At 74.1% G+C, this 23013-nt stretch carries 24 protein-coding genes; 16 read left to right on the top strand and 8 right to left on the bottom strand.

The window, feature by feature from the left end:
• Window positions 1–37: 37 nt before the first annotated feature.
• Window positions 38–889: an RNA polymerase sigma factor SigJ gene (sigJ, locus tag JD78_RS10485; RefSeq protein ID WP_153361987.1), complete on the bottom strand. Its 852-nt coding sequence runs from the start codon at window positions 887–889 to the stop codon at window positions 38–40.
• 43 nt (window positions 890–932) lie between these two features.
• On the opposite strand from sigJ, the gene JD78_RS10480 reads away from it, so the two are divergent.
• The 3 genes from JD78_RS10480 (at window position 933) to JD78_RS10470 (ending at window position 3228) form a co-directional block, all read left to right on the top strand.
• Entirely contained in the window at window positions 933–1706 is a 774-nt protein-coding gene (locus JD78_RS10480) for an SDR family oxidoreductase (RefSeq protein ID WP_153361986.1), read from the top strand.
• Between the two features lie 101 nt (window positions 1707–1807).
• Window positions 1808–2746: a Rieske (2Fe-2S) protein gene (locus JD78_RS10475; protein ID WP_153361985.1), complete on the top strand. Its 939-nt coding sequence runs from the start codon at window positions 1808–1810 to the stop codon at window positions 2744–2746.
• The gene (locus JD78_RS10470; RefSeq protein WP_153361984.1) at window positions 2743–3228 is read left to right on the top strand and encodes a hemerythrin domain-containing protein; all 486 of its coding nucleotides are present in this window, start codon (window positions 2743–2745) and stop codon (window positions 3226–3228) included. The genes JD78_RS10475 and JD78_RS10470 overlap by 4 nt, the downstream gene beginning before the upstream one ends.
• Before the next feature lie 3 nt (window positions 3229–3231).
• On the opposite strand, the gene JD78_RS10465 is transcribed toward JD78_RS10470, so the two are convergent.
• A complete protein-coding gene (locus tag JD78_RS10465; protein WP_228395360.1) occupies window positions 3232–3936 on the bottom strand; it encodes a class I SAM-dependent DNA methyltransferase in 705 nt (234 codons plus the stop codon).
• Between the two features lie 142 nt (window positions 3937–4078).
• Between JD78_RS10465 and JD78_RS10460 the strand changes: the two genes are divergently transcribed.
• The 3 genes from JD78_RS10460 to JD78_RS10450 all read left to right on the top strand — a co-directional run bounded on the left by JD78_RS10460 (window position 4079) and on the right by JD78_RS10450 (window position 7558).
• On the top strand, window positions 4079–4633 hold the full coding sequence (locus JD78_RS10460) for a hypothetical protein (RefSeq protein ID WP_166521124.1): 555 nt from the start codon (window positions 4079–4081) through the stop codon (window positions 4631–4633).
• 181 nt (window positions 4634–4814) lie between these two features.
• Window positions 4815–5879, top strand: coding sequence for a DUF3048 domain-containing protein (locus JD78_RS10455; protein ID WP_166521123.1), 1065 nt, complete (start codon window positions 4815–4817; stop codon window positions 5877–5879).
• 227 nt (window positions 5880–6106) lie between these two features.
• Window positions 6107–7558 (top strand): LCP family protein, encoded by a 1452-nt coding sequence (locus JD78_RS10450; protein WP_243731021.1) that lies wholly within the window; start codon window positions 6107–6109, stop codon window positions 7556–7558.
• A gap of 92 nt (window positions 7559–7650) precedes the next feature.
• On the opposite strand, the gene JD78_RS22175 is transcribed toward JD78_RS10450, so the two are convergent.
• Together JD78_RS22175 and JD78_RS10440 are read right to left on the bottom strand one after the other, a co-directional pair.
• Window positions 7651–8112 (bottom strand): hypothetical protein, encoded by a 462-nt coding sequence (locus JD78_RS22175; RefSeq protein ID WP_243731020.1) that lies wholly within the window; start codon window positions 8110–8112, stop codon window positions 7651–7653.
• A gap of 440 nt (window positions 8113–8552) precedes the next feature.
• On the bottom strand, window positions 8553–9107 hold the full coding sequence (locus JD78_RS10440; protein WP_153361979.1) for a DUF6318 family protein: 555 nt from the start codon (window positions 9105–9107) through the stop codon (window positions 8553–8555).
• Between the two features lie 244 nt (window positions 9108–9351).
• Here JD78_RS10440 and JD78_RS10435 point away from each other — a divergent pair, with 244 nt between their 5' ends.
• On the top strand, window positions 9352–11214 hold the full coding sequence (locus JD78_RS10435; protein WP_153361978.1) for a metallophosphoesterase family protein: 1863 nt from the start codon (window positions 9352–9354) through the stop codon (window positions 11212–11214).
• 121 nt (window positions 11215–11335) lie between these two features.
• Here JD78_RS10435 and JD78_RS10430 read toward each other — a convergent pair whose 3' ends face one another.
• Together JD78_RS10430 and JD78_RS10425 are read right to left on the bottom strand one after the other, a co-directional pair.
• Entirely contained in the window at window positions 11336–12460 is a 1125-nt protein-coding gene (locus JD78_RS10430) for a S8 family peptidase (protein WP_166521122.1), read from the bottom strand.
• 210 nt (window positions 12461–12670) lie between these two features.
• A complete protein-coding gene (locus JD78_RS10425) occupies window positions 12671–13207 on the bottom strand; it encodes a hypothetical protein (protein ID WP_153361976.1) in 537 nt (178 codons plus the stop codon).
• Here JD78_RS10425 and JD78_RS10420 point away from each other — a divergent pair.
• From JD78_RS10420 to JD78_RS10405, 4 genes are all read left to right on the top strand, one after another.
• Window positions 13202–15307, top strand: coding sequence for a CHAT domain-containing protein (locus JD78_RS10420; protein ID WP_153361975.1), 2106 nt, complete (start codon window positions 13202–13204; stop codon window positions 15305–15307). The two genes, JD78_RS10425 and JD78_RS10420, sit on opposite strands and share 6 nt — an antisense overlap.
• A 100-nt stretch (window positions 15308–15407) precedes the next feature.
• Window positions 15408–15980: an RNA polymerase sigma factor gene (locus tag JD78_RS10415; protein ID WP_153361974.1), complete on the top strand. Its 573-nt coding sequence runs from the start codon at window positions 15408–15410 to the stop codon at window positions 15978–15980.
• Window positions 15967–16458, top strand: coding sequence for a hypothetical protein (locus tag JD78_RS10410; RefSeq protein ID WP_153361973.1), 492 nt, complete (start codon window positions 15967–15969; stop codon window positions 16456–16458). Before JD78_RS10415 ends, JD78_RS10410 begins: the two co-directional genes overlap by 14 nt.
• 10 nt (window positions 16459–16468) lie before the next feature.
• Window positions 16469–16930: an NUDIX hydrolase gene (locus tag JD78_RS10405; protein WP_153361972.1), complete on the top strand. Its 462-nt coding sequence runs from the start codon at window positions 16469–16471 to the stop codon at window positions 16928–16930.
• Between the two features lie 70 nt (window positions 16931–17000).
• On the opposite strand, the gene JD78_RS10400 is transcribed toward JD78_RS10405, so the two are convergent.
• On the bottom strand, window positions 17001–18164 hold the full coding sequence (locus JD78_RS10400; RefSeq protein WP_153361971.1) for an RtcB family protein: 1164 nt from the start codon (window positions 18162–18164) through the stop codon (window positions 17001–17003).
• Window positions 18165–18381: 217 nt separating this feature from the next.
• On the opposite strand from JD78_RS10400, the gene JD78_RS10395 reads away from it, so the two are divergent.
• The 3 genes from JD78_RS10395 to JD78_RS10385 all read left to right on the top strand — a co-directional run bounded on the left by JD78_RS10395 (window position 18382) and on the right by JD78_RS10385 (window position 20884).
• Window positions 18382–19188, top strand: coding sequence for a biosynthetic peptidoglycan transglycosylase (locus tag JD78_RS10395; RefSeq protein WP_153361970.1), 807 nt, complete (start codon window positions 18382–18384; stop codon window positions 19186–19188).
• A 96-nt stretch (window positions 19189–19284) separates the two neighbouring features.
• Window positions 19285–19836: a flavodoxin gene (locus JD78_RS10390; RefSeq protein ID WP_166521121.1), complete on the top strand. Its 552-nt coding sequence runs from the start codon at window positions 19285–19287 to the stop codon at window positions 19834–19836.
• A 79-nt stretch (window positions 19837–19915) separates the two neighbouring features.
• Window positions 19916–20884, top strand: coding sequence for a TIGR03557 family F420-dependent LLM class oxidoreductase (locus JD78_RS10385; protein WP_153361969.1), 969 nt, complete (start codon window positions 19916–19918; stop codon window positions 20882–20884).
• 77 nt (window positions 20885–20961) lie between these two features.
• On the opposite strand, the gene JD78_RS10380 is transcribed toward JD78_RS10385, so the two are convergent.
• Window positions 20962–21966: a zinc-binding alcohol dehydrogenase family protein gene (locus tag JD78_RS10380; RefSeq protein WP_153361968.1), complete on the bottom strand. Its 1005-nt coding sequence runs from the start codon at window positions 21964–21966 to the stop codon at window positions 20962–20964.
• Window positions 21967–22037: 71 nt separating this feature from the next.
• On the opposite strand from JD78_RS10380, the gene JD78_RS10375 reads away from it, so the two are divergent.
• Together JD78_RS10375 and JD78_RS10370 are read left to right on the top strand one after the other, a co-directional pair.
• Window positions 22038–22682, top strand: a complete 645-nt coding sequence (locus tag JD78_RS10375) for a hypothetical protein (RefSeq protein WP_166521120.1) — start codon at window positions 22038–22040, stop codon at window positions 22680–22682.
• Between the two features lie 91 nt (window positions 22683–22773).
• Window positions 22774–22932, top strand: a complete 159-nt coding sequence (locus JD78_RS10370) for a hypothetical protein (protein ID WP_166521119.1) — start codon at window positions 22774–22776, stop codon at window positions 22930–22932.
• Window positions 22933–23013: the final 81 nt, after the last annotated feature.

The following is a 23013-nucleotide window of genomic DNA, read 5'->3' as shown; positions in this document are numbered from 1 at the left end:
GCGACGCATGCGGCAGGGTCCGGAGTCCCTGGACGGGTCAGGCCCAGCGGGTGAGCTTCTCCGGGTTGAGCACGATCCAGACGTCGGTGGCCCGGTCACCGGTGACGCCGAGGGTGAGCAGTCCCCGGACGGCGTCGGCGTCGCGCCAGAGGTACGCCACGCCGTCCCCGGTCGCCACCTCCTCGACCCGGGCCGCCGGGTTCTTCGCCAGCACCCCGAACAGGAAGCGCGCCACGTTCTCCGGGCCGTGCACCGGGTTGCGCGCGGCGCTGACCAGGCCGCCGCCGTCCGAGCGCAGCGTGACCTGCGGGTCGAGCAGCGCGACCAGTGCGGTGAGGTCGCCGCCGGCGCAGGCCGCGGCGAAGGCGCGCACCACCGCGTCGCGCCGGGCCCGCGGCGGGGTGCCGGCGCGGGCGGCGTCGACCCGGCGACGGGCGGAGGTGGCCAGCTGCCGGCAGGCCGCGGGGCTGCGCCCGACCGCCTCGGCGATCTCGCCGAAGGGCACCGCGAACACCTCGTGCAGCACGAACACGACCCGCTCGGCCGGGGTCAGCGACTCCAGGACGACGAGCAGCGCCAGGCCCACCGAGTCGGTGAGCGCTGCCCGCTCGGCCGGGTCGTCGACCGGGTCGGCCGGCACCGGCTCGGGCAGCCACTCGCCGACGTAGCGCTCCCGGCGGGCCCGGGCCGAGCCGAGCACGTCCAGGCACACCCGGCTCACCACCCGGGTCAGCCAGGCGGCCGGCCGCTCGATCGCCGCCCGCTCGGCGTCGGTGAGCCGGTACCAGCGGGCGAAGGTCTCCTGGACGGCGTCCTCGGCGTCGGCCGTCGTGCCGAGCATCCGGTACGCCACGCCGGTCAGGTGCGCGCGCTGCTCGTCCACGATCACCCGGGCAGCCTCACATCCTCGGCCGCTGCGTCGTCAAGAGGGCATGACACCACCGCAGCAGCTGAGGATCGCCATCGCCGGGGCCACCGGGGTGGTCGGCCGGCACGTCGTCGCGCACGCCCGGGCGGCCGGGCACAGCGTCGTCCCGATGTCGCGCGGCACCGGGCAGGACGTCACCACCGGAGCGGGCCTGGCCGAGGCGCTCACCGGCGCCGACGTCGTCGTCGACGTGACCAGCGTGCTGACGACCCGGACCCGGCCCGCCGTCGACTTCTGCACCCGCGCCACCGGGAAGCTGCTCGCCGCTGAGCAGGACGCCGGGGTCGGGCACCACCTGGCGCTGTCCATCGTCGGCGTCGACGGCGCGCGCCGCGGCTACTACGCCGGCAAGGTCGCCCAGGAACGGCTGGTGACCGCGGGGCCGGTGCCGTGGACGGTGTTGCGGGCCACCCAGTTCCACGAGTTCGCGGCGCAGCTGGTCCAGCGGACGGGGATCGGCCCGGTCGTCGCGGTGCCGGCCGGCCGGGTCTGCACGGTGGCGGCGAGCGAGGTCGGTGCGGCGCTGGTCGCGCTGGCCGAGGCCGGGCCGAGCGGGCGGGCGACCGACCTCGGTGGCCCGGAGGAGGCCGAGCTCGCCGACCTGGTGCGGCGCTGGCTCGCGGCCACCGGTCAGCGCCGCCGGGTCGTCCGGGTGCCGCTGCCGGGGGAGCTGGGCCGGCGGATGCGCGCGGGCGGGCTGCTCCCCGGGCCGGACGCCGACCGCGGGCGCGCCACTTTCGGGGAGTGGCTCGCCGGGGACGCCGCCGCGGTGCGCTGACCCACTGGTCCGCGGTTGCGACACCCGCCGGTTGGGCACGCGGGCACCATGGCTGAACCCGCTGCCCATTCCCGCCCGCCCGCCGGCCGGGGAGCGGCCCGATGAGGGTGCGCGGGCTGCTCGAGCGGGCCACCGGCGCGATCGAGCGGTGGGAGGACCTCGACGCGCCGGGCTACCAGGTCGAGCACGGCGTCGCGCTGACCTTCCTGCTCACCGGCCGGTGGGCGCGGCCGCTGCAGGACCTGCTGCACGGCGTGTGGCTGGGCCACCCGCTGCACCCGGTGCTGGTCACCGTGCCGATCGGGGCGTGGAGCAGCGCGCTGCTGCTGGACGGCCTGGACGTCGCGGGCCGGGGTGGGCCGGCGACCGGCCAGGCCGCCCGCGCCGTCGTCGGGCTGGGCATCAGCGGCGCCGTCGCCTCGGCCGCCACCGGGCTCACCGACTGGCAGCACGCCCACGACGGCGCCCGGCGGGTCGGCCTCGTCCACGCCGCCGTCAACTCCACCGCACTGGGCCTCTACACCTGGTCGTTCGCCGACCGGTCCCGCGGGCGCGCGGTGCGGGCCCGGGTCACCGCCGCCGCCGGCTTCGCGTTCACCGTGGCCGGCGGCTTCCTCGGCGGGGAGCTGTCCTACCGGCACCGGCTGGGCGTCGACCACAGCGAGCGGAGCAACGAGCCGCGCCGGTTCACCCGGGTCGCCGCGGCGGCCGACCTGCCCGACGGCGAGCCGGTCGGTGTCGACGTCGACGGCGTGCCGGTCGTGCTGGTCGCCACCGACGGCGGGGTGCGGGCCGTCGGCGGCCGGTGCCCGCACCTGGGCGCGCCGATGGGGGAGGGCTGGCTGCACCGCGGCGAGCTGGTCTGCCCCTGGCACGGGTCGCGGTTCTCGCTGGCGGACGGCGAACCGGCGCAGGGGCCGTCGACCGCGCCGCTGCCCTGCTTCGACACCCGGGTCCGCGACGGGCAGGTCGAGATCCGCCGCCGGGCGCACTGGCGCAGCGAGACGGCGGTCACCACGGTCGAGGAGGCGTCCCGATGAAGGCCGACGAGGTGCTCACCGCCCACCACGACGTGCTGCGGGGCCTGCTCCGCGACCTCGCGGAGACCAGCGACGGGCAGACCGACCGGCGGCGGGAGCTGCGCGACGAGCTGCTGCGGGAGCTGGAGGTGCACACCCAGATCGAGGACGAGCTGTTCTACCCGGCCGTCGTCGACGTCTCCCCGCTGCTGTCGCTCGCGCACGCCGAGCACCGCCAGATCGACGACCAGCTGGCGGTGGTGATGCGCCTGGCGCTGGACGACCCGGAGTTCACCACCGAAGTGCGGATGCTGGAGTCGACGCTGCGGCACCACACCTTCGAGGAGGAGGAGCGGATGTTCCCGCAGTCGCACGCCCTCGGGGAGCGGCGGCTGGAGGAGCTGGGCGCCCAGCTGCAGCAGCGGCAGCGTGAACTGGGCCGCTCCGGCGGGATGCGGCTGATCATGCGGCTCAAGCGGGCCACCCTGCGCACCCGGCCCTGACCGTCAGGGGCGTCGGTAGACCGACACGTGCGCGGTGCTGGCCGCGGTGAACGGCGCGCGGTCCCAGCCGGCCCAGCGGTGCTCCAGCTCCATGCCGGCCAGCCGGGCCATCAGGTCCAGTTCGGCCGGCCACACGTAGCGGAACGGCACCCGGAGCACGCCCTCGCCGACGCGGTGGTGGTGCGAGACCAGCCTCTGGGTGACGACGTCGTACTCGTCGAAGCCCAGGTGCTCGTCGGTGAGCGTGAACGCGCGCACCGTCTCCCCGGGCGGCAGCCGCTGCAGCGCCGGCACCATCACCTCGACCACGAACCGCCCGCCCGGCCCGAGGTGCGCGGCAGCGTTGCCGAAGACGGCGACCTGCCCGTCCTGGCTGGTCACGTTCATGATCGTGTTGAACACCAGGTAGACCAGCGAGAAGGTGCCCGGCACCCGCGCGGTGGTCATGTCGCCCTCGGTGGCGCGGACGGCGTCGGCGCCGGGCTTCGCGCGGAGCCGGGCGAGCATCGGTGCGGAGGTGTCGATGCCGCTCACCGGGACGCCGCGGGCGGCCAGCGGCAGCGCGATCCGGCCGGTACCGACGGCGAGCTCCAGCGCGGGCCCGCCGTCGGCGAGCTCGGCCAGCAGGTCGACCGCCGGATCCACCACCTCCGGCGCGGACATGCCGTCGTCGTCGTAGGTGGCGGCGACCCGCTCGTCGAAGAACACGGGGCGCAGCCTGCCCGTACCGGTCCACCGCAGGCGACAGGTTTCCACCGCTCCGCCGTCAGACGGCCGGCGTGCGGCCGCTGCCTCTCGTCGGCGAAGAGTCTGGATCCGCTGGGTCATCGACGTCCGACGCCGGTGCTCCGTGGCCCACAGCGGGGTGTGGGATCGTCGCGCACTGACGACGACGCACGGCAGGCACCGCGGCCTGGCCGGTCGCGCGCGCGAACCCGGTACCCGACAGGACGAGGCACTCCACCATGAGCACCGACGGCACGAGCACGCCCGAGAACACCCCCGGGCAGCCGGGGGCGACCGCCGCCGGCACGACGACGGCCCCACGGCCGACCAGACCCCCGACACCGCGGGTGCCCACGACCCGGCCACCGGCGAGGAGGGCGACCCGGGCTGGGTCAGCCGGCACACCGGCACGCTGATCGCCCTGATGGTGGCGGTGATCGTCGTCGCGGTGGCGATCACCGGGCTGATCCTGTGGCGCGACCGGATCGCCGACCGCAACGCCGACACCGAGGCGGCGTTCCGCCAGTCGGTGCAGTCGCAGGGCGCCGAGGTGTCGACCGTGGAGTGCCACGGCGACATCTGCAGCGCGATCATCGGCGGCTCCGCCTACACGGTGCTCGTCCAGGAGGACGAGGACGGCGTGCAGCAGTTCGGCGTCGCCGCCTTCAGCGGTCGCTGAGCGACGCACTCCAGCGCCCCGCCGCCCACCCGGGTGGCGGGGCGCCGGTGTCTCCGGGCCCGTCGTCCGGGGCGGGTGGGCCGCGTGAGGCGGGGGGCGTGCGTCCTGCCCCCTGGCGGCGGTCCGCCGACCTAGCGTGGGCACCGATCCACCGCGTCGTCGACCGAGAGCAGGCTCCACCGTGCACCACCTCGCCGTCCGGCGTCCCCGTCGAGCCCTCCGCGCCGCCCTGCTGATCGGAGCAGTGCTCGCCGGCACGGTCGGCTGCGGCGGCGGGGGCACCGAGCCGGTCGCGGAGCCGGCGCCGACGTCGTCCACCCCACCCCCGCCGCCTCCGCCGCCGGTGCTCTGGCCGCTGACGGGGGTGGAGAGCGGTGAGGTGCCACCCCGCCCGGCGCTCGCGGTGAAGATCGAGAACTCGGTGGCTGCGCGACCGCAGACCGGGCTCAACGCCGCCGACATGGTCTGGGAGGAGGTCGTCGAGGGCGGCATCACCCGCTTCGTCGCCGTCTACCACTCGACGCTGCCGCCGCAGATCGGGCCGGTGCGCTCGGTGCGGCCGATGGACGCGGCGATCGCCGGCCCGCTGCACGGGCTGTTCGCCTTCTCCGGCGGGCAGCGGCCGTTCATCGACGCCGCCGCGGCCGCCGGCCTGCAGATCATCAGCCAGGACGCCGGCGCCCCCGGCTTCTCGCGGCTCAGCACCCGTTCGGCGCCGCACAACGTCTACGCCGACCCGGCCGCTCTGGTCGCCCAGGCCGACGCCGGTCACCTGGCCGCGCCGCCGCCCCAGTTCGAGACCGCCGCCCCGGACGGTCAGCCGACGGCCGTCGTCGGCGGGACCCCGGCGACCACGCTGCAGTTGAAGCTGTCGGGGGTGGGCCGTCCGCAGTGGACGTGGAGCCCGCCGGACGGCCGGTGGGTGCGGGCCGAGGGCAGCACCCCGGCGGTCGAGGCGGACGGGACGCCGCTGCGGGCGGTGAACGTCGTCGTGCTGCGGGTGGACGTGCAGAACACCAGCTTCACCGACCCGGCGGGCAACCCGGTGCCCGAGACGGTGCTGACCGGCACCGGCGCCGCGGTGGTCGCCACCGGCGGGCACACCGTGCAGGCAACGTGGACGAAGGCCGGCGTCGCCGACCGGATCATCCTCACCGGGCCCGACGGGATGCCCGTGCAGTTGCAGGCCGGCAACACCTGGGTGGAGCTGGTGCCCAACGGCACCGGTGACGTGGTCGTCGGCTGAACCGTCGACCTGGTCGTGGCTGCTGTTCCTGCTGTGGCGGGCGAGTCGCGGCGCGCCCGTCCCTCAGCCGAACGGCGGCTCCGGGCTGGCAGCCTCCTGTGGGTGCGCTGCTCCCTCCCCGTGACGTGTCCCGGCCTGCTCGGTGGGCGTGCCCTCGGCCGGCGTGACCGGGGTGTGCGATGAGCCGGGACGAGCAGCGTCCCCTGCCGGCGCGGCTGGACCCACGCGTGGGCCGGCCCCCCGGCAGCGGGGCACGTGGCGACGGTGCGGGGCGTGGCTCCCGGCGGGCTGCGGTGGTGGTGCGGTCGCTCGCCGCGGTGTTCAGCGTGCTGCTGCTGGCCGGCAGCGGCTGGGGCTGGAACCTGGCCCGGGTCGCCGAGGCGAGCGTCAGCCGCACCGACGCCATCCCCGATGATGGCAACTCCGACGTGAACGGCGGCGCGCACGCCGGGGCGGCGATGAACCTGCTGCTGGTCGGGATGGACTCCCGCAAGGGGCTGACCGATGAGCAGAAGGCGCTGTTCAGCACCGGCGACGCCGACGGGGTGCTCAACACCGACTCGATGATGCTGGTGCACGTGCCGGCCGACGGATCGGCCGCGTCGTTCGTCTCGCTGCCGCGGGACACCTACGTGTCGATCCCCGGCTACGGCAAGGCCCGGCTGAACTCCGCCTATGCGCGCGGGTACAACGCCGCATCGGGTGGCGAGGTGGAGAAGGACGCCGCCGGGGCGCAGCTGCTGGTGCAGACGGTCAGCCAGTTCACCGGGCTGCGCATCGACCACTTCGCCGAGGTCAACCTGCTCGGCTTCATCAACCTGAGCACCATCGTCGGCGGCGTGGAGGTCAACCTCTGCGCGGCGACGCAGGACTCCTACTCCGGTGCGGACTTCCCGGCCGGCGTGCAGACCATCTCCGGCACCGACGCGCTGTCGTTCGTCCGGCAGCGGCACGGGCTGCGGTCGGACCTGGACCGGGTGGTGCGGCAGCAGGTGTACATCGCCGGGATGCTGCGCAACGTGCTCAGCTCCAACCTGCTGCTGGACCTGGGCAAGCAGCAGGCGATCGTCGAGCAGGTGGGCAGCAGCATCACCTTCGACGAGGGCCTGAACGTGTTCGACCTGGCCGCGCAGATGCAGAACGTGGACCCGGGCAGCCTCTCCTTCCAGACCATCCCCGGGCTCACCGACGCCAAGGTCGACGGCGCCGACGTGCTCAAGCCGCCGAGCCAGGCGGTGGTCAACGACTTCTTCGCGACACTGACCGCGGACCCGGCGCCCGCGCCGCCGCCCGCGCCGTCCAGCGCCGCGCCGGCCCTGGCGCCGTCGGCGGTGACCGTCAGCGTGCTCAACGGCTCCGGTGTCTCGGGCGCCGCGGCGACGGCGGCGACCGCGCTGACGGCCGGCGGCTTCCAGGCGAGCAGCGGCGGCAACGCGGCCAGCACCGGGACGACGACGGTGCGGCACCGCACCGGGGACGAGGCCGCGGCCGCACTGGTGGTCGGCCAGGTGCCCGGCGCGGCGGTGGCCGTCGACGACAGCATCCCGGTGGGTGCCGTGCAGCTGGTCATCGGCGGCGACTTCGAGGGCGTCGGCCAGCCGGTCACCGTCGAGGCGCCGGCGTCCGCCGGTCTGGAGACCAACGAGCGGACGGCGACCGACACGAGCTGCATCCACTGAGACCAGGCGCCGGCGAGCGCCTGACGGTGGTGGGGTCGGGGATCTGGTGCTCTGCTCACCCCCCGTGAGCGGAGCACCAGGTTCGCCGACCCCTAGTCGTAAGGGTTGGTCAGGACCGGGCGGGCCTGCAGCACGGTGAAGCTCACCGGTGGGCCCTCGGTGGTCGTGGTGCCGGGGATGTCGGCCTGGACGCCGCCGTCGACGGAGAAGGTGCCACCCCAGGTGGTGGTGAGGCTGGCCGTGTAGTCGCCCGAGCCGTACTCGTGGGTGATCGACTGGTCGGGGTAGGGCGCGCCGGGGTGGTCGGTCGTCAGGGTGGTGCCGTCGCCGGTGTGCCAGCTGTAGCCGGTGGCGGTGGCGACGATGACGACCTCGAAGCCGCGGATGTCGACGGTGAAGGTCTGGGTCGACGGGCTGTCGGTGTAGAAGATGACCGGCAGCCCGGTGAGCGCGTTGCCCGGTGGCTGCTGCCGCGTCTCCAGGTGCGGCAGCGGCAGCGTCTGGAAGTAGCGGAACACCTCATCCGGCGACGGCGGCGGATTCAGGTCCGTCACGTCGACGCAGGACAGGCCCTCGTTGATCTCGCCGCCGTAGGGAGCCCCGGTGGGAACGTCCGACTCGGGCTCTAGATCGGCGAGTGGGCGTCGATCGGGCTGCGCGATTCTCTGACTGAGTACGTAGTACTCAGCCAGAACTCGGTCCGGGGAATCGGGGCATGGCTCAATTCCTTGTTCGCAGCCGCCTAGTGTTTCGTCGGTGAAATCACACGGGCGTACGAGCCTGTATTTGAACTCAGTGATCGGTTGGCGGTTGGTGGCAGAACGCAGTCGTTGGCCCGGTACTCCATCGACATAGTTGGCTGTCACTGCGCCGTCGTTCAGGGTCACATCGGGATCAGGTGTGGAACAAAAGATGAGTTCGCAAGGCGCTGCCACGGCAGCAGAAGGGAATAGTGCGACAACGAGCAGAGCCAGAATGCTGAGCAAGTGCTTCATCAGCTGTTTACGATGATCTGATTCATTACCCAATACTCTTGCTGACTGCTCCAAGTCATCCGCGCCCCAGTGTTGAGGCGTTCGGCTGCAGCTTGACCACGACCGGGCACGGGAGCGTTGTTCGCATCCAAGATGTCGACAGCTGCTTGGGTCAGACTGAGAGAGAATTCCGCGGTTGAACCGTTGACTGCGGGCCTGCTCATACCTTCCACAGTGAGTTCTCCGCCGCGGTAGCTGTAACCGGCGGCGGCGTCCTCGTCGTACCGGTTGGCGATGAAGGTGCAGAACTCGCAGTCACGGCTGAGATCACGAAGTGGCTCGCCACTCACGCCGGCCTGGTGCGTGATCAGGTCGAGGTAGTAGCGGAGGCCGGCTTCGGCTCCCTCGGGGGTCATCTCCCGCGCCTCGTCGGGCATCGGGAAGTCCGGCGGCCCCAGGGGTGGCAGTGCCTCCGCGGTCGCCGTCGTGCTGCTCGCCGACGGCAGCGTCTCGTTGGCCTGCTGCCCACCCGAGCAGCCGGCGAGCACCGCCGCACCGATGGTGAGCGCCGCCACCAGTCGAACCCGCCGCATCCGTCGTCCTCCCGAGTGCCTGCGCACAGTTGCCGGGAGACTACGCAGCTCGACGACCTCACCGCCGCCGCCGTCACCCGATCTGTGGACAGCCCCGGGGAACGCCCCGCTCCGGGAACAGGGGAGCGGGGCGTCCCACCACGTTCGCCCCGAGCACGCGCGTCGGTTCAGTTACGTCCTCGCGTCGTTGCGGCGAACCGTCGTCCGGCCACGGACAATGATCGCGATGTCTCACCAGCCCGGCGATCAGCTCCCGCTCCCGTTCCCACCGACCCGCGGGGAGCGGGCCCGCCAGCGGCTCGGTCGGGCTCGGGACGTCGCCGCCCGCGTGCTGAGCGTGGTCATGCGCTGGGTGCTCCGGATCGCGCTGCCGCTGCTCGGCGCCGCCGCCGCGCTCCAGGCGTTCCCGTACCACGCCACGGTGCAGGGCATCCCGTTCGAGGTCCAGGGCAGCCTCTTCAGCCGCCCGGTGCTGTCGGCCGACACCACCCTGGGTAGCTGGGAGTTCCCCGACTTTGTCGGCCTCCCCTTCGGGGTGCACATCTCCCCGGAGGACGTCGATGTCCTCCAGATCACCCGCGCCGCCGAGGGCAACCTGCCCGCCTTCGTCGAACGGCTGCAGGCCGACTTCGCCGCCCAGGTGCCCCGCATCGCGACCTGGCTGCTCGCCGAGTTCCTCATCGGCCTCGCAGTCGGGTTGGCCGTCGCGGCCGCGATCAACATGTCGGTCCGGTACCTGCGCGGCCGTCCCCGCCGGCCGTCCGAACTCCGCTACCGCGCGCGGCAGCTGGGCGCGGCCGGGCTCGCCCTGGCCGCCGTCACGGTCTACGGCGTCGTCAGCTACAACCCCGACTGGGTCCGTGAGTCCCGCCTGACCGGCTCGCTCGCCGCGGCGCAGCTCTTCCCCGACCAGCTGAGCCAGTACTACACCCAGCGTTCCAAGGCGCTCGACGTGCTCGGCTCGATCGTCGGCATCCAGGCCGAGCTGCAGTCGCAGGTCGAGGACGACCAGACCCCGCAGCCGGCGCTGCAGATCATGTACATCTCCGACATGCACCTGGCGGCGAACTACCCGCTGGTCGCCCAGTACGCCGCCACCTACGACGTCGACCTGATCATCAACACCGGTGACGAGGGTGCCTTCGGGCCCGCCTTCGAGCTGACGCCCGGCTACCTCGACGCGCTGCGGGCCGTCACCGCCGAGACCCCGATGCTCTGGGTCGCCGGCAACCACGACTCCCCGGAGACCGAGCAGGTCATGCGCTCGATCCCCGGCGTCACCGTGCTCGGCAGCAAGACCGCCACCTCCGACGGTTTCGACGTCTCCGCGGGGCTCGTCGACGCCTTCGGGCTCACCATCGCCGGCCTCCCCGACCCCCGGGTGTACGGGGGCCCCGGTGAGTACGGCGCCGACGCGCCGTCCGTCGTCGAGCCGCTCCAGCGGCGGGCTGTGCAGGAGGCCCTCGAGGTCGCCGACCCGACGGCCGTGGCGGCGACGACCGACGACCCGGCGACCACGGCCACTGCGCCGCCCGCGGACGGCAGCCCGGTGGCCGACGGCAGCCAGCCGCCGCCGGAGGCGTCGAGCACGGCCACCCGCACCGACGAGGCCATCGACACCACGCCGATCGACGTGTTCGCCCTCCACGAGCCGGTCGCTGCGGAGGAGGTGCGCGAGGTGCTGGAGAACGACGTCCGGCTGACCGTCTCCGGGCACACGCACCAGCAGAGCAGCAGCGACGAACTGCAGGACGGCGACGGCGCGATCACCCTGGTCGAGGGCTCCACCGGCGCCGGCGGGCTGGACAACATCGTCCGCGGCCAGGACCGACCGCCGATCAGCTTCTCCATCGGCTTCGTCTCCGAGGCCTGCCAGTTCACCCGGATCATGCGGTTCCAGATCACCCCGCAGGACACCGCCGTCCTCACCGACCCGGCCACCGCGGCCGACGTCCAGGCGCCGGAGGCGTTCGGCGACGACGTCACCGCCTCCACCGTCTTCTTCCGGCCGCAGCAGATCGACCCCGACCGCACCTGCGATGTCGACCTGGGCATCAGCGACGAGCGTCCCTGGCCGACCACCGACTGACGGGGCCCACCCCCGTGGTGTGGGCCCCGGCAGCCGTCACGGGTCGACGCAGCGGGGTCAGGGCTGCGTCACGGGCACAGAGCCGGCTCGGCGGCCGCTGATACCTGATCGCGTGCGGAGATCAGGCGACCGCCGTGTCGGCCTGCTGCTCGTCCCAGGTGGCCAGCCGCACCACCGGAACGGCGGGCACGCCCTCCTCCGGTGCCGTCCAGCCGGTGCCGTACGCGCCACTGCGGAGGGCCGCGACGGCCTCCCGTGCGGTGATCGGCCGGCGACCGGTCATCAGCCGGGCGATCGCGCCGGCCACCACGGCCGCGGCGAACGACGTGCCCGACCAGCGCGCCCAGCCGGTGTAGGTCTGGGCGGTCCCGTCGGCGTCGGTCAGCGTGCCGTCGACGAACGTGCTCAGCAGCTCGTGCCCCGGCGCGGCGAGGTCGACCCACGGGCCGCGGTTGCTCCACGCCGACCAGCCGGTCGAGGTGGGGGAGTCGACCGACCCCACGGCGACGACGTCGTCCAGGGCCGCCGGCCAGAAGTCCTGCGGGGTCGCCGGCTCGCCCGGCCCGCCGAGGTTGCCCGCCGCGGTGACGATCACCAGCTCGGGGTTCACCTCGTGCAGGTCGTCGACCAGCTGCTGCATGACCTCGCGGGCGTTCGGGTCGTCGGCGAAGCAGCCCAGCGACAGGTTCAGCACGTGCACGCCGCGGCGGGCCAGCTGCATCGCCGCGTCGGCGACCACGCTGGACAGCGCCTGCCCGTCGGCGGCCAGCGCCTTCTCCACCCAGACGCCGGCGGCCGGTGCCTGCTGCAGCACCAGCCCGGTGATGAAGGTGCCGTGCCCCACCTGCAGGCCCGGCGCCGTACCGGTGGGCGCCTCGAAGTCGGCGGGGGCGGACAGGTAGCCGCCGGAGAGCCACAGGTGCTGCTGGACGCCGGTGTCGACGCTGCCGACCAGCACGCCCTCACCGGTCCAGTTGCCACCCGGCTGGTCTCGCCGGTCGCGCAGTTCGGCCAGCGTGGGCAGCGCGGCGCCGTCGCCGTTGTACCGCATCGGCTGGCCGGTGATCCGGACCGTCATCACCCGGTCCTCGTCGACCCCGGCGCACCGTCGGCGGACGTCGGCGAACTCCTGGTCGGGCAGGTGGATGCGGCGGAGGCGGGAGCCGACCCGAGTCCATCCGGCGGAGCGGCCGAGCACCTCCCGGACGCGCGGGACGGATCGGTCGACGACGAGAGCAGCGGGCACGACTTCCTCCTGTGGGTGGAGATGGGCAGGGCTCCGAGGTGACCGTGGCATCAGCCATCAGCCACCGTGTGAACAGCGGGGTGGCTGAGACCAACGGACCGATGAGCTGGTGACTTGCAGCGCGGCGTCACTCAACGCACGCGCCGGGGGACAGGAGGGGCGGAGAACCGACCTGATACATCCGTGACCTGGGAACTCGAACCCCTAGGCTCATTCGGACGTCAGATGGGAGTGCCCATGTCTGTAGCTGGCGACCTCGCCGACGAGGCCCTGCGTGGCTACCTCACAGACCCGGTCGCCGCCAAGTCCGCCGCCGAACGCGGCCTCGTTCTGGCACAGACCCAATGTGACTGGGCTGTCGCCTCGGTGTGTGAGCGCGTGCTCGGGCTGGTCGCGGGGCACATGGCCGACAGCGATTCGGCCGCCCGACACCTGAGACATGCCGTTCGTCATGGCGCCCGATCCGGTGCCGAGGGCGTGACCGCTCGGGCCCGGTGTCAGCTCGCCTACGTGCATGCCCGCTGCGGCCGTCGGCAGGCGGCTGTCCAGGAACTCAACCGGGTGCCGGTGCTGAGCCCGGGTGATCCGAACGTCGGCCCGGTCCTGCGTGAGCGGGCCATGGTGCTGGAGACGCTCGGGCAGTGGAGCGATGCGCTGGAAGCGTACGACCAGGCACTCCCGCTGGTCCGGCATGACGGTGACCTGCGAAGCCTCGCGATGCTGGTGGGGAATCGTGGCGTCGTGCACCTGTTGCTCGGCCGGGCCCGCGAGGCCGAGCGGGACTTCATCGAGGCCGACCGGCTCCTCGGCAGCTCGGCGTCGGACATGCACCGGGCGATCACCGCGCACAACCTCGGCTATGTCGCCGCACTACGGGGTCAGGTCCCGCTGGCCCTGACCCGGTACGACGAGGCGGAGGCCGGCTACGTCCGGCACCGCGAGGTCCCCGGCGAGCTCTGGCGGGATCGATGCGAGCTGCTGCTCGCCGCCGGGCTGACCGCCGAGGCCCGCCGAGCCGCCCAGCGCGCCGTCGACGCCGCCACCGCCCGCCGCGAACCCGCCGAGCTCGCCGAGGCGCGCCTCCGGCTGGCCCAGGCCGCGCTCGCCGACGGCGACCCGGCCACCGCCCAGACTCTCGCCGACCAGGCCGCTCGGGCGCTCACCCGGCAGCGCCGCACCGGCTGGGCCGCGCTGGCGCACTGGACCGTCGTCCTCGCCTGCGCGGCCCAGGACCCGGACTCGGTGACCGAGGCCGGCTACCGCCGCGCGGCCGACCGGCTGGAGCGCGCCGGCTGGCCGGAGGCCGCCCTCCAGGCCCGGCTCCGTGCCGGCCAGCGGGCGACCACCCGTGCCCGGGCCCAGCAGCACCTGGAACCGGTCAGCCGGGCGCGCCGGTCGGGCACGGTCTGGCACCGCCAGCTGGGCTGGCACGCCGAGGCCCTGCTCCGCCGAGGCCGAGGGGACCGCGCGGGGGCACTGCGCGCCGTCGCCCGCGGCCTCGACCTGGCCGACGACCACCGCGCCACCCTCGGGGCCACCGACCTGCGGGCGGCCGCGTCCGCGCACGTCGCCGAACTCGCGTCCACCGGGCTCCGGCTGGCCCTCGACGGCGGCCGGCCCGAGCTGGTGTGGCGCTGGGCCGAACGAACCCGGGCCGCCGCCCTCCTGCACCCGCCGGTGCACCCGCCCGACGACGAGGACACCGAGCAGGCGCTGGCCGAGCTGCGCACCGTCGTCCGGGAGCGCCAGGACACCGCGACCGAAGGCCGGGCCGCACCGGAGCTGGCCCGCCGGCAGGCCCGGCTGGAGGAGCGCATCCGGCAGGCGGTGCGGCACACCAGCGGCGACGGCCGGGGTGTCCGGCCCGATCTGGACGCCGGCCGGCTGCACACCGCGCTGGACGACCGGGCGCTGGTCGAGTTCGCCGAGTGCGACGGCCGGCTCGTCGCGGTGGTCGCCGTCGGCGGGCGGTTCCGGCTGCACCGGCTCGGCGAGACCGCGGCGGTCACCCGGGAGCTGCACCACCTCTTCCACGCGCTGCGCCGGATGGCCGCCCCGGGAGTCGACCCGGCACCCGGGCTGCGGCGCCGGCTGGAGGCCGCTGCCGCCCGGCTCGACGCCCAGCTGCTCGCGCCGCTGTCCGCGGAGCTGGGCGACCGCGACCTGGTCGTCGTCCCGACCGAGCAGCTGCACGCGCTGCCGTGGGGCGTGCTGCCCACCTGCGCGGGGCGCGCCTTCTCGGTGTCCCCGTCGGCGACCCTGTGGCAGCGCGCCCGGTCGGTGCCGGCCGGGAACGGCGCGGTGGTGCTCGCCGCCGGGCCGGGGCTCGCGCACGCCGAGCCCGAGGTGAAGGCGCTGGCCGACCTGCGCCCAGGCGCCCGGGTGCTGGCCGGCGACGACGCCCGGGTGGCCGACGTGCTCACCGCGGCGTCCGGCGCGCGGCTGGTGCACCTCGCCGCGCACGGCCGGTTCCGCGGCGACAACCCGCAGTTCTCCGCCGTCGACCTCGCCGACGGGCCGCTCACCGGCTACGACCTGGAGCGGCTGCAGCACCCGCCCGAGGTCGCCGTGCTGTCGGCCTGCGAGACCGGGGCCGCCGCCGTCCTGGCCGGCGGTGAGCTGCTCGGCCTGGCCGCGACCCTGCTGTCGATGGGCGTGCGCTCGGTGGTGGCGCCGGTGCTGCAGGTGCCTGACGCCGAGACCGCGCCGCTGATGCTCGACCTGCACCGCGAGCTGCTCGCGGGTGCGAGCGTGCCCGCGGCGCTCGCCGCCGCCGTCGCCCGGGCTCGCGCCGGATCCGACGCGGACGCCGCCACCGGGGCGGCGTTCCTCTGCGTGGGCGCATGAGCAGGCGGGTGTATCAGGCGCCGTCGGTCGTGCTCTGTGCTGCATGCTCTCCGCCCCGCCGCGCCCCCGGACGCGCGGTTCGCCGCTGCCGGGACGCCGCATGACCGGCTCGCCGGCGACCGACGTCGCCGCGCTGGTCCGCGCCGCCGCGGCGGGCGACCAGGCCGCGTGGAACGGGCTCGTCGAGCGGTTCGGCAACCTGGTGTGGGCGGTGGCACGGGCCCACCGCCTGCAGGGAGACGACGCCGCCGACGTGTTCCAGACGACATGGCTGCGGCTGGTCGAGCACCTGCCGCGGCTGCGCGAGCCCGAGCGGGTCGGTGCCTGGCTCGCCACCACCGCCCGGCACGAGTGCCTCAGAGTGATCCGCCGGTCCGGGCGCGAGACGGCGCGCGAGCCGGAGCTGCTCGACCTGACGCCCGACGACGGGCCGGAGGTGTCCTCCCGGCTGGTCACTGCGGAGCGGGACACCGCCGTGTGGCATGCGCTGCGGAACACCACCGGCCGTTGCCGCGAGCTGCTCGGCGTGCTGCTGGCCGAGCCGCCGCTGAGCTACACCGAGGTGTCCGAGCTGCTGGGCATGCCGATCGGCAGCATCGGGCCCACGCGACGCCGCTGCCTGGAGAAGTTGCGCCGCGACCTGGCGGAGGTGGGCGTCCATGACCGGTCCTGACGGGGGAGGGGGCAGGGTGCCCGAGCACGACGACGCCGCCGACGAGCGGCTGCTGCACGACCTGGCCCGGGTGGCCCGCGACCGCGACCCGGTGCCGACGGACTTGCTCGAGTTCGCCCGGCAGTCCCTGACCTGGCGCACCGTCGACGCCGAGCTCGCCGAGCTGACCGCCGACTCGCACGAGGTGGCCCGCGCCGTCCGCACCGCCGGCGACGACGTCCGGCTGCTCACCTTCAGCGCCGGTGACCTGCGGCTGGACGTCGAGGTGCTGGCCGAGGGCGCCACCCGACGGCTCGTCGGGGAGCTCAGCCCCGCGCAGCCGGCCCGCGTCGTCCTCGAGCACACCGACGGCACGCTGACCGAGGACACCGACGAGCTGGGGCGGTTCCTGCTCGACGGTGTGCCGGTCGGGCTGGTCCGTCTGCGCTGCACCCCGGAGGGCGGGCCCGGGTTCATCACGCCCTGGCTGCACACCTGACACTGGGCCGGTGCCGACCAGACGCAGCGCCGGGATCCTGCTCCACCGCGCCGGGCCGGCCGGCCCGGAGGTGCTGATCGGCCACATGGGCGGGCCGTTCTGGGCGCGGAAGGACGACGGCGGCTGGTCGATCCCGAAGGGCGAGCTGGAGCCCGACGAGGAGCCGCTCGCCGTCGCGCTGCGCGAGTTCGCCGAGGAGCTCGGGTCGCCGGTGCCCGCCCAGGACTTCACTCCGCTCGGCGAGGCCCGGGTGACCAGCGGCAAGGTGCTCACCGTCTGGGCCGCCGAGGGCGACCTGGACGCCGACGCCGCGGTGAGCAACACCTTCACCCTGGAGTGGCCGCCGCGGTCGGGCCGCCTGCAGGAGTTCCCCGAGATCGACCGCGCCGCCTGGTTCGACCTCGACGCCGCCCGCACCAAGCTGGTGAAGGGCCAGGTCGTCTTCCTCGACCGCCTCGCCGCTTCCCTCTGAGGGCCGGAAATGGCCATTTCCGCCCCTCGGAGGAGGGGCAGAAATGGCCATTTCCGCGGAAGGCAGGGCGCTAGTCGCCCTTGACGTTCACCACCTGGCGCAGGGTGTGCCGGATCGACACCAGGTCGGCGGCGTCGCGCATGACGACGTCGATGTCCTTGTAGGCGTCGGGGTGCTCGTCGAGGAACGCGTCCGAGTGCCCCCACGCGATGCCGGCCATCCGCTGCTCCAGGTCGGCCCGGTTGAACAGCCGCCGGGCCGCGTTCCGCGAGTGGTTCCGACCCGCACCGTGCGGGGATGACAGCAGCGCCGCTTCGTTGCCCAGTCCCTCGACGACGTAGGACGCCGTCCCCATCGACCCGGGGATGAGCCCGGCCTGCCCCGCCCGCGCGCTGATCGCGCCCTTGCGGGACAGCCACACGTCGCGCCCCTGGTGCCGCTCGCGCTCGGTGTAGTTGTGGTGGCAGTTCACCGTCTCCAGCCGCTGGACGTCGTCCCGGAGGAACCGACCCGTCTGCTCGACGACGCGGTCCATCATCTCCTCGCGGTTCAGGTAGGCGAACCGCTGCGCCCACCGCAGTGCGGTGATGTAGGCGTCGAACTCCGGCGTCCCCTCGACCAGGTACGCGAGGTCCCGGTCGGGCAGCTCGATGCCCTGCGCCCGGCACTCCTCCTGCGCCCGGCGGATGTGCACCGACGCCAGCTTGTTGCCCACGCCGCGCGAGCCGGAGTGCAGGAAGAGCCAGACCCGGTCCTGCTCGTCCAGCGACACCTCGATGAAGTGGTTGCCCGAGCCGAGCGAGCCCAGCTGCAGCGGCCAGTTGCCGACCACGCCGTCGGCCTGGTCGGCGCCCGTCATCGCCCGCAGCTCCGCGATGCGCGGTTCGGCGGTGGCGCTGACGCTCGTGTTGTACCGGCCGGCCGACAGCGGGACGGCGCGGGAGATCCAGCCGTGCAGGACGCCGAGGTCCGCACCCGTCAGGTCGGCGGCGTCGAACTGGGTGCGCACGGCCATCATGCCGCAGCCGATGTCGACCCCGACCGCGGCCGGGATGATCGCGCCCTCGGTCGGGATGACCGAGCCGACGGTGGCCCCCTTGCCCAGGTGGGCGTCGGGCATCAGCGCGAGGTACGGCTGGATGAACGGCATCGTCGCCGTGCGCTCGGCCTGCTCGCGGGTGCTCGGCTCCAGGATGGACGCCCAGCTCAGCAGGCGTCCGTTGATCTGCTCCATGGTCCTTTCTCTTCTCGGTCGGGGGAGGGGTGGCGCTGCGCAGCCGGTGCAGTCAACGCGCTGACCAGGGAGCGCGCACCCCGTTTACCCCGCCGGTTGCACGATCAGCCTGGAGTCGCACCCGGGAACGGCGGATGATCACCCGTCGGGCGGATGCGCGCGCAGCGGTGGACGGGGTGGACTGGGATCGTCCACCGCACCGACCGAGGAGAACCCCGTGCTGGCAGCCCACCCGACCGCCTCCCGCCACCGGCAGGAGGACGGCCAGGGGTTCGACGGCACGATGCGGTCGGGCCCGGCGGGAGCGCGGAAGCGCCCCTGGTGGGCCCGGCTGCTGCGCCGGCTGGTCGCCGCTGCGGCCGCGCTGGCCGTGCTCGGCGTCGCCGTCCTCGGCGTGGCCTGGGTGGTGACCCCGGGCGTCGGCGACGCGCGCGAGCGGGTCACCGAGCGGCTGGCCGCCGCCGACGCCACGCCGCTGGAGGGTGAGCTGCCCGACCGGGTCGTCGCGGCGGTGCTGGCCACCGAGGACAGCCACTTCGAGCACCACATCGGCGTCGACTGGCGGGGCGCGCTGCGGGCGCCCATCGGTGCGGTGACCGGGGAGGACCTGGGCGGGTCGACGCTCGACCAGCAGCTGGCCAAGAACGTCTACGAGGACGGCGAGGCGGGAGTGCTGGACCGCGTCTCCGCGGTGGTGCTCGCGCTCAAGCTGGACGCCGCGTGGTCCAAGGAGGACCTGCTGCGGATGTACCTCGACGACGCCTACCTCGGTCACGGCTTCACCGGGGTGGTCGACGCCGCGCAGGGCTACTTCGGGCTGGCGCCCGGTGAGCTCAGCTGGGCGCAGGCCAGCCTGCTGGCCGGGCTGCTGCAGGCGCCCAGCGCCTACGACCCGCTGGTCCACCCGGAGCGGGCCGCAGCACGGCAGGCGCACGTGCTCGACCGCCTGGTCGACGTCGGCGAGCTCACCCGGGCCGAGGCCGACGACGTCGCCGCCGAGGACTGGGCGCTGGTCGGCGGCTGACGGGACCTCCGACCCCGCCTGCCAGGACGCTGTGCCCGGCTCCTGGACGACCCAGTCGGACGACGCTCGGCGATGCCCGCCGGTGGGCGGCGGGCGATGCCCAGCTCGGAGGTCCCGGTGCGTGCTCTCGTCGTCTACGAGTCCCTGTTCGGCAACGCGGAGACGATCGCCCGGGCGATCGCCCGCGGCCTGGCGACCCAGCTGCCCGCCGAGGCGGTGCCGGCCGCGGGTGCGCCGGAGACGGTCGGCCGGGACGTGGCGCTGCTCGTCGTCGGCGGGCCCAACCACGCGATGGCGATGCCCCGCCCCAGCACGCGCGAGGATGCGGTGAACCGCGGGGCGCAGGTGTCCTCGCCGCACACCGGGCTGCGCGAGTGGCTGGGCCGGGTGCAGTTCGAGGCAGGGGGGACGCACGTCGGCGCGTTCGACACCCGGATGGACCACCCGCGGTTCCTGACCCGGCTGGACCACGCCGCGCGCACCGAGGAGAAGCTGCTCGGCGCGCACGGCGGTGCGTCGATCGCGCCGGCCGAGCACTTCCTCGTCCTCGACACGACCGGCCCGCTGGCGCCGGGGGAGGAGCAGCGGGCCGAGGAGTGGGGCGCCCGGCTGGGTGCGCGGGCGCTGGCCGCCGTCACGGCCGGCTGACGCACGGGCCGCCGTTTCCGCTGCGCGGCCCTCGGGCACGAGGGCAGGCGACAGCGGAGACGACGGAGGGACAACCCCGATGCAGGTCGGTTACAAGCTCGCCACCGAGGCGTTCAGCCCCATGCAGATCATCGAGCAGACGGTGGCGGCCGAGGAGGCCGGCTTCGACTTCGTCGAGCTCAGCGACCACTACCACCCGTGGCTGGAGGAGCAGGGGCACAGCGGGTTCACCTGGTCGATGCTCGGCTCGATGGCCGCGAAGACCGAGCGGATCGGGCTGGCCACCGGGGTCACCTGCCCGACCGTCCGGTACCACCCGGCGATCATCGCCCAGGCCGCGGCGACCATGCAGCTCATCTCCGGCAACCGGTTCACCCTCGGCATCGGCGCCGGGGAGCGGCTCAACGAGCACGTCGTCGGCGGTGGCTGGCCCGCGGTCCGGATCCGGCACCACATGCTCCGCGAGGCCCTGGAGATCATCAACCTGCTCTGGCAGGGCGGCTACCAGTCCTACGAGGGCGAGTACCTGACCCTGGAGGACGCTCGCGTCTTCGACCTGCCCGACCAGCTGCCGGTGATCGCGGTGGCCAGCGGCGGGCCCGGCGCCTCGAAGCTCGCCGCGAAGTACGGCAGCGGCCTGTTCGCGACCGAGCCGAAGCCTGAGCTGGTGCAGGCCTACGCCGAGCACGGCGGCAGCGGCCCCAAGTACTGCGAGGTGCCGATGGCCTGGGCGCCCGACGAGGACGCGGCCGCGCAGGAGGCGCTGAAGACCAGCCGCTGGGCGCTGTCGGGCTGGAAGGTGATGAGCGAGCTGCCCAACCCGGTCAACTTCGACGCCGCCAGCAGCACGGTGACCGCCGAGGACATCAAGGGCCAGTTCTCCTGCGGCCCGGACCTCGACCGGCACGTGCAGCAGGCGCAGCCCTACGTCGACGCCGGCTTCGACCACATCGTCTTCCAGAACGCCGGCCCCGACCCGGAGGGGTTCATGCAGGTGGCGAAGGACGAGCTGATCGAGCGGGTCCGCGCCCTGACCCCGTCGTCCTGACGGCGGCGCCGGTGCTCTGCTGCTCGCGTTGCCTCGTGGGCGGCAGAGCACCGGCGGGACGGGTCACTCCGTGTGCATCACTCCGCGGCGAGCACGACCTTGCCGATCGTGGCCGAGGACTCCAGCTGCCGGTGCGCTTCCTGCAGGGTCGCGGCGTCGATCGGCGACAGCCGGGTGCCGAGCGTGGTGCGCAGCGTGCCGGCGTCCACCAGCCGGGCCACCTCGTCGAGCAGCTCCCGGTGGGCGGTGCTCTCCGGGTCGTGCAGCACCCGGCTGAACATGAACTCCCAGTGCCAGCCCTGGCTCTTCCACTTCAGCGGCAGGGTGTCCACGCCCTCGGGCTCGTCGATGGCGACCACCGAGCCGCCGACGGCCATCACCTGCGTGTAGGTGTCGACCATCCCCGCCGAGAAGGGGCTGAACACCAGGTCGACGCCGCGCGGGGCGATCTCGGCGACCTGCGCGAGCAGGTCGTTGCGGTCGACGACGTGGTGCGCGCCGAGCCCGCTGATCCACTCGCGGGACTCCGGGCGGCCCACCGCGGCGATCACGGTGAGGCCGGTGAGCTGCCGCGCGAGCTGCACGAGGATGGAGCCGACGCCGCCCGCGGCCCCCATGACCAGCAACGTGCCGGTGCTGTCCGCGGACAGCCGCCAGCGCTCGAACAGCGTCTCCCAGGCGGTGATCGTGGTGAGCGGCAGCGCGGCGGCCTCGGCGAAGTCGAGGGAGGTGGGCTTGTGCCCGGCGACCCGCTCGTCGACCAGCTGGACCTGCTGGTTCGACCCCGGCCGGGCGATGGAACCGGCGTAGTACACCTCGTCGCCCACGGTGAAGGCGGTGACCTCCTCGCCCACCGCGAGCACGACCCCGGCGGCGTCGTAGCCGAGGACCTGCGGGCCGCCGTCGCCGGGCAGGGCGCCGCCCCGCAGCTTCACGTCGACCGGGTTGACCGAGACGGCGCGGACGTCGACCAGCAGGTCACGCGGGCCGGGGGTGGGGACGTCGAGCTCGACGTCGGTGAGGACGTCGACCGGGCCGCTCGTGGTGGCGACGACGGCGCGGTTGCGCGAAGGGGTCTGCATGCGACCCACGGTAGGTCCGGGCTGGATGTGACCTGCAACGGCTCCGGGCCCGCCGCGGTTACCGTGCAGCGATGAGCCGCGAGGAACGCTGGGAACGGCGGCTGGCGCTCCCGGTGCTGATCGCCGCGCTGGCCTCCATCCCGGCGATGTTCCTGACCTTCGCCGGGGGCACGCTGGGCACCGCCGGCCGGGCGGTCGACGTGCTGAGCGGCCTGGTGCTGGTCGCCGAGTCGGTCGTGCTCCTGTGGGTGGCCGAGGACAAGCGGGCCTGGATCCGCGGTCACCGGGGGATGCTGCTGCTCACCGGCGGGGTGCTGCTGGCGATCGTGCTCGCGGTCGGGCCGGTCCAGGTGCTCCGGCTGATCCGGACGGTCGGCGCGCTCCGGGTGCTGCGCGCGGGCCGGATCGTGCGCGCCGCGCGGGTGTTGGCTGCCCGGATCGGGCTGGCCGGTCGCGGGGCGCACCTGTTCGCCGGGATCGCCGGGACGCTGGTCGCCGTCTTCGTCGGGGTGGTGCTGGCCGACCCCACCTCGCAGTCCCGGTCCCTGCTGACCGCGGTGGTCGGGCCGATCAGCACCCCGGTCGTCGTCGTGCTGTCGGTGCTGGCGGGGGCGCTGCTCGGTGGGGCGACCTACCTGCTCGCCCGGGACAGCGGCGAGGGCGACGAGGACGGTGCCGGGGCCGGGGAGGGCGCCCGCCCGGCCGCCGCCGGCTGACGGACGCACCTCGCATCGCCGCCCCGTGGTTGGCCTGGCCGTTCCAGGGCACCCACTCGGGCAACGACCGCAGCGACACGAGGAGGCAGCCATGGGGCTGATGAGCAAGCTCACCAAGGCAGGCGTGGCCAAGAAGGCGATGGACGAGGCCCGCAAGCCGCAGAACCAGGCGAAGATCAAGAGCGCGATCTCGTCGATGACCAACCGCGGCAAGAGCGGCGGCACCAAGGGCACCGCTCGCCGGGGCTGACCCCGGTAGCGGAGGAACGGCAGGTCACCCTGCCGACCTCCGCAGGGTTCCTGCCATCGGGCCGGGACCGGCGGGACGAGG

It is taken from the genome of Modestobacter roseus, from assembly GCF_007994135.1.
Lineage (GTDB): Bacteria > Actinomycetota > Actinomycetes > Mycobacteriales > Geodermatophilaceae > Modestobacter > Modestobacter roseus.
This window is presented reverse-complemented; position numbering and strand designations above follow the sequence as displayed.

What these genes read in the sequence shown, in the direction of transcription:
- JD78_RS10480 (WP_153361986.1), top strand. Translation starts at nt 933, where the DNA reads ATGACACCACCGCAGCAGCTGAGGATCGCCATCGCCGGGGCCACCGGG.
- JD78_RS10475 (WP_153361985.1), top strand. Translation starts at nt 1,808, where the DNA reads ATGAGGGTGCGCGGGCTGCTCGAGCGGGCCACCGGCGCGATCGAGCGG.
- JD78_RS10470 (WP_153361984.1), top strand. Translation starts at nt 2,743, where the DNA reads ATGAAGGCCGACGAGGTGCTCACCGCCCACCACGACGTGCTGCGGGGC.
- JD78_RS10435 (WP_153361978.1), top strand. Translation starts at nt 9,352, where the DNA reads ATGTCTCACCAGCCCGGCGATCAGCTCCCGCTCCCGTTCCCACCGACC.
- JD78_RS10415 (WP_153361974.1), top strand. Translation starts at nt 15,408, where the DNA reads ATGACCGGCTCGCCGGCGACCGACGTCGCCGCGCTGGTCCGCGCCGCC.
- JD78_RS10410 (WP_153361973.1), top strand. Translation starts at nt 15,967, where the DNA reads ATGACCGGTCCTGACGGGGGAGGGGGCAGGGTGCCCGAGCACGACGAC.
- JD78_RS10400 (WP_153361971.1), bottom strand. Translation starts at nt 18,164, where the DNA reads ATGGAGCAGATCAACGGACGCCTGCTGAGCTGGGCGTCCATCCTGGAG.
- JD78_RS10390 (WP_166521121.1), top strand. Translation starts at nt 19,285, where the DNA reads ATGCCCAGCTCGGAGGTCCCGGTGCGTGCTCTCGTCGTCTACGAGTCC.
- JD78_RS10385 (WP_153361969.1), top strand. Translation starts at nt 19,916, where the DNA reads ATGCAGGTCGGTTACAAGCTCGCCACCGAGGCGTTCAGCCCCATGCAG.
- JD78_RS10380 (WP_153361968.1), bottom strand. Translation starts at nt 21,966, where the DNA reads ATGCAGACCCCTTCGCGCAACCGCGCCGTCGTCGCCACCACGAGCGGC.
- JD78_RS10375 (WP_166521120.1), top strand. Translation starts at nt 22,038, where the DNA reads ATGAGCCGCGAGGAACGCTGGGAACGGCGGCTGGCGCTCCCGGTGCTG.
- JD78_RS10370 (WP_166521119.1), top strand. Translation starts at nt 22,774, where the DNA reads ATGGGGCTGATGAGCAAGCTCACCAAGGCAGGCGTGGCCAAGAAGGCG.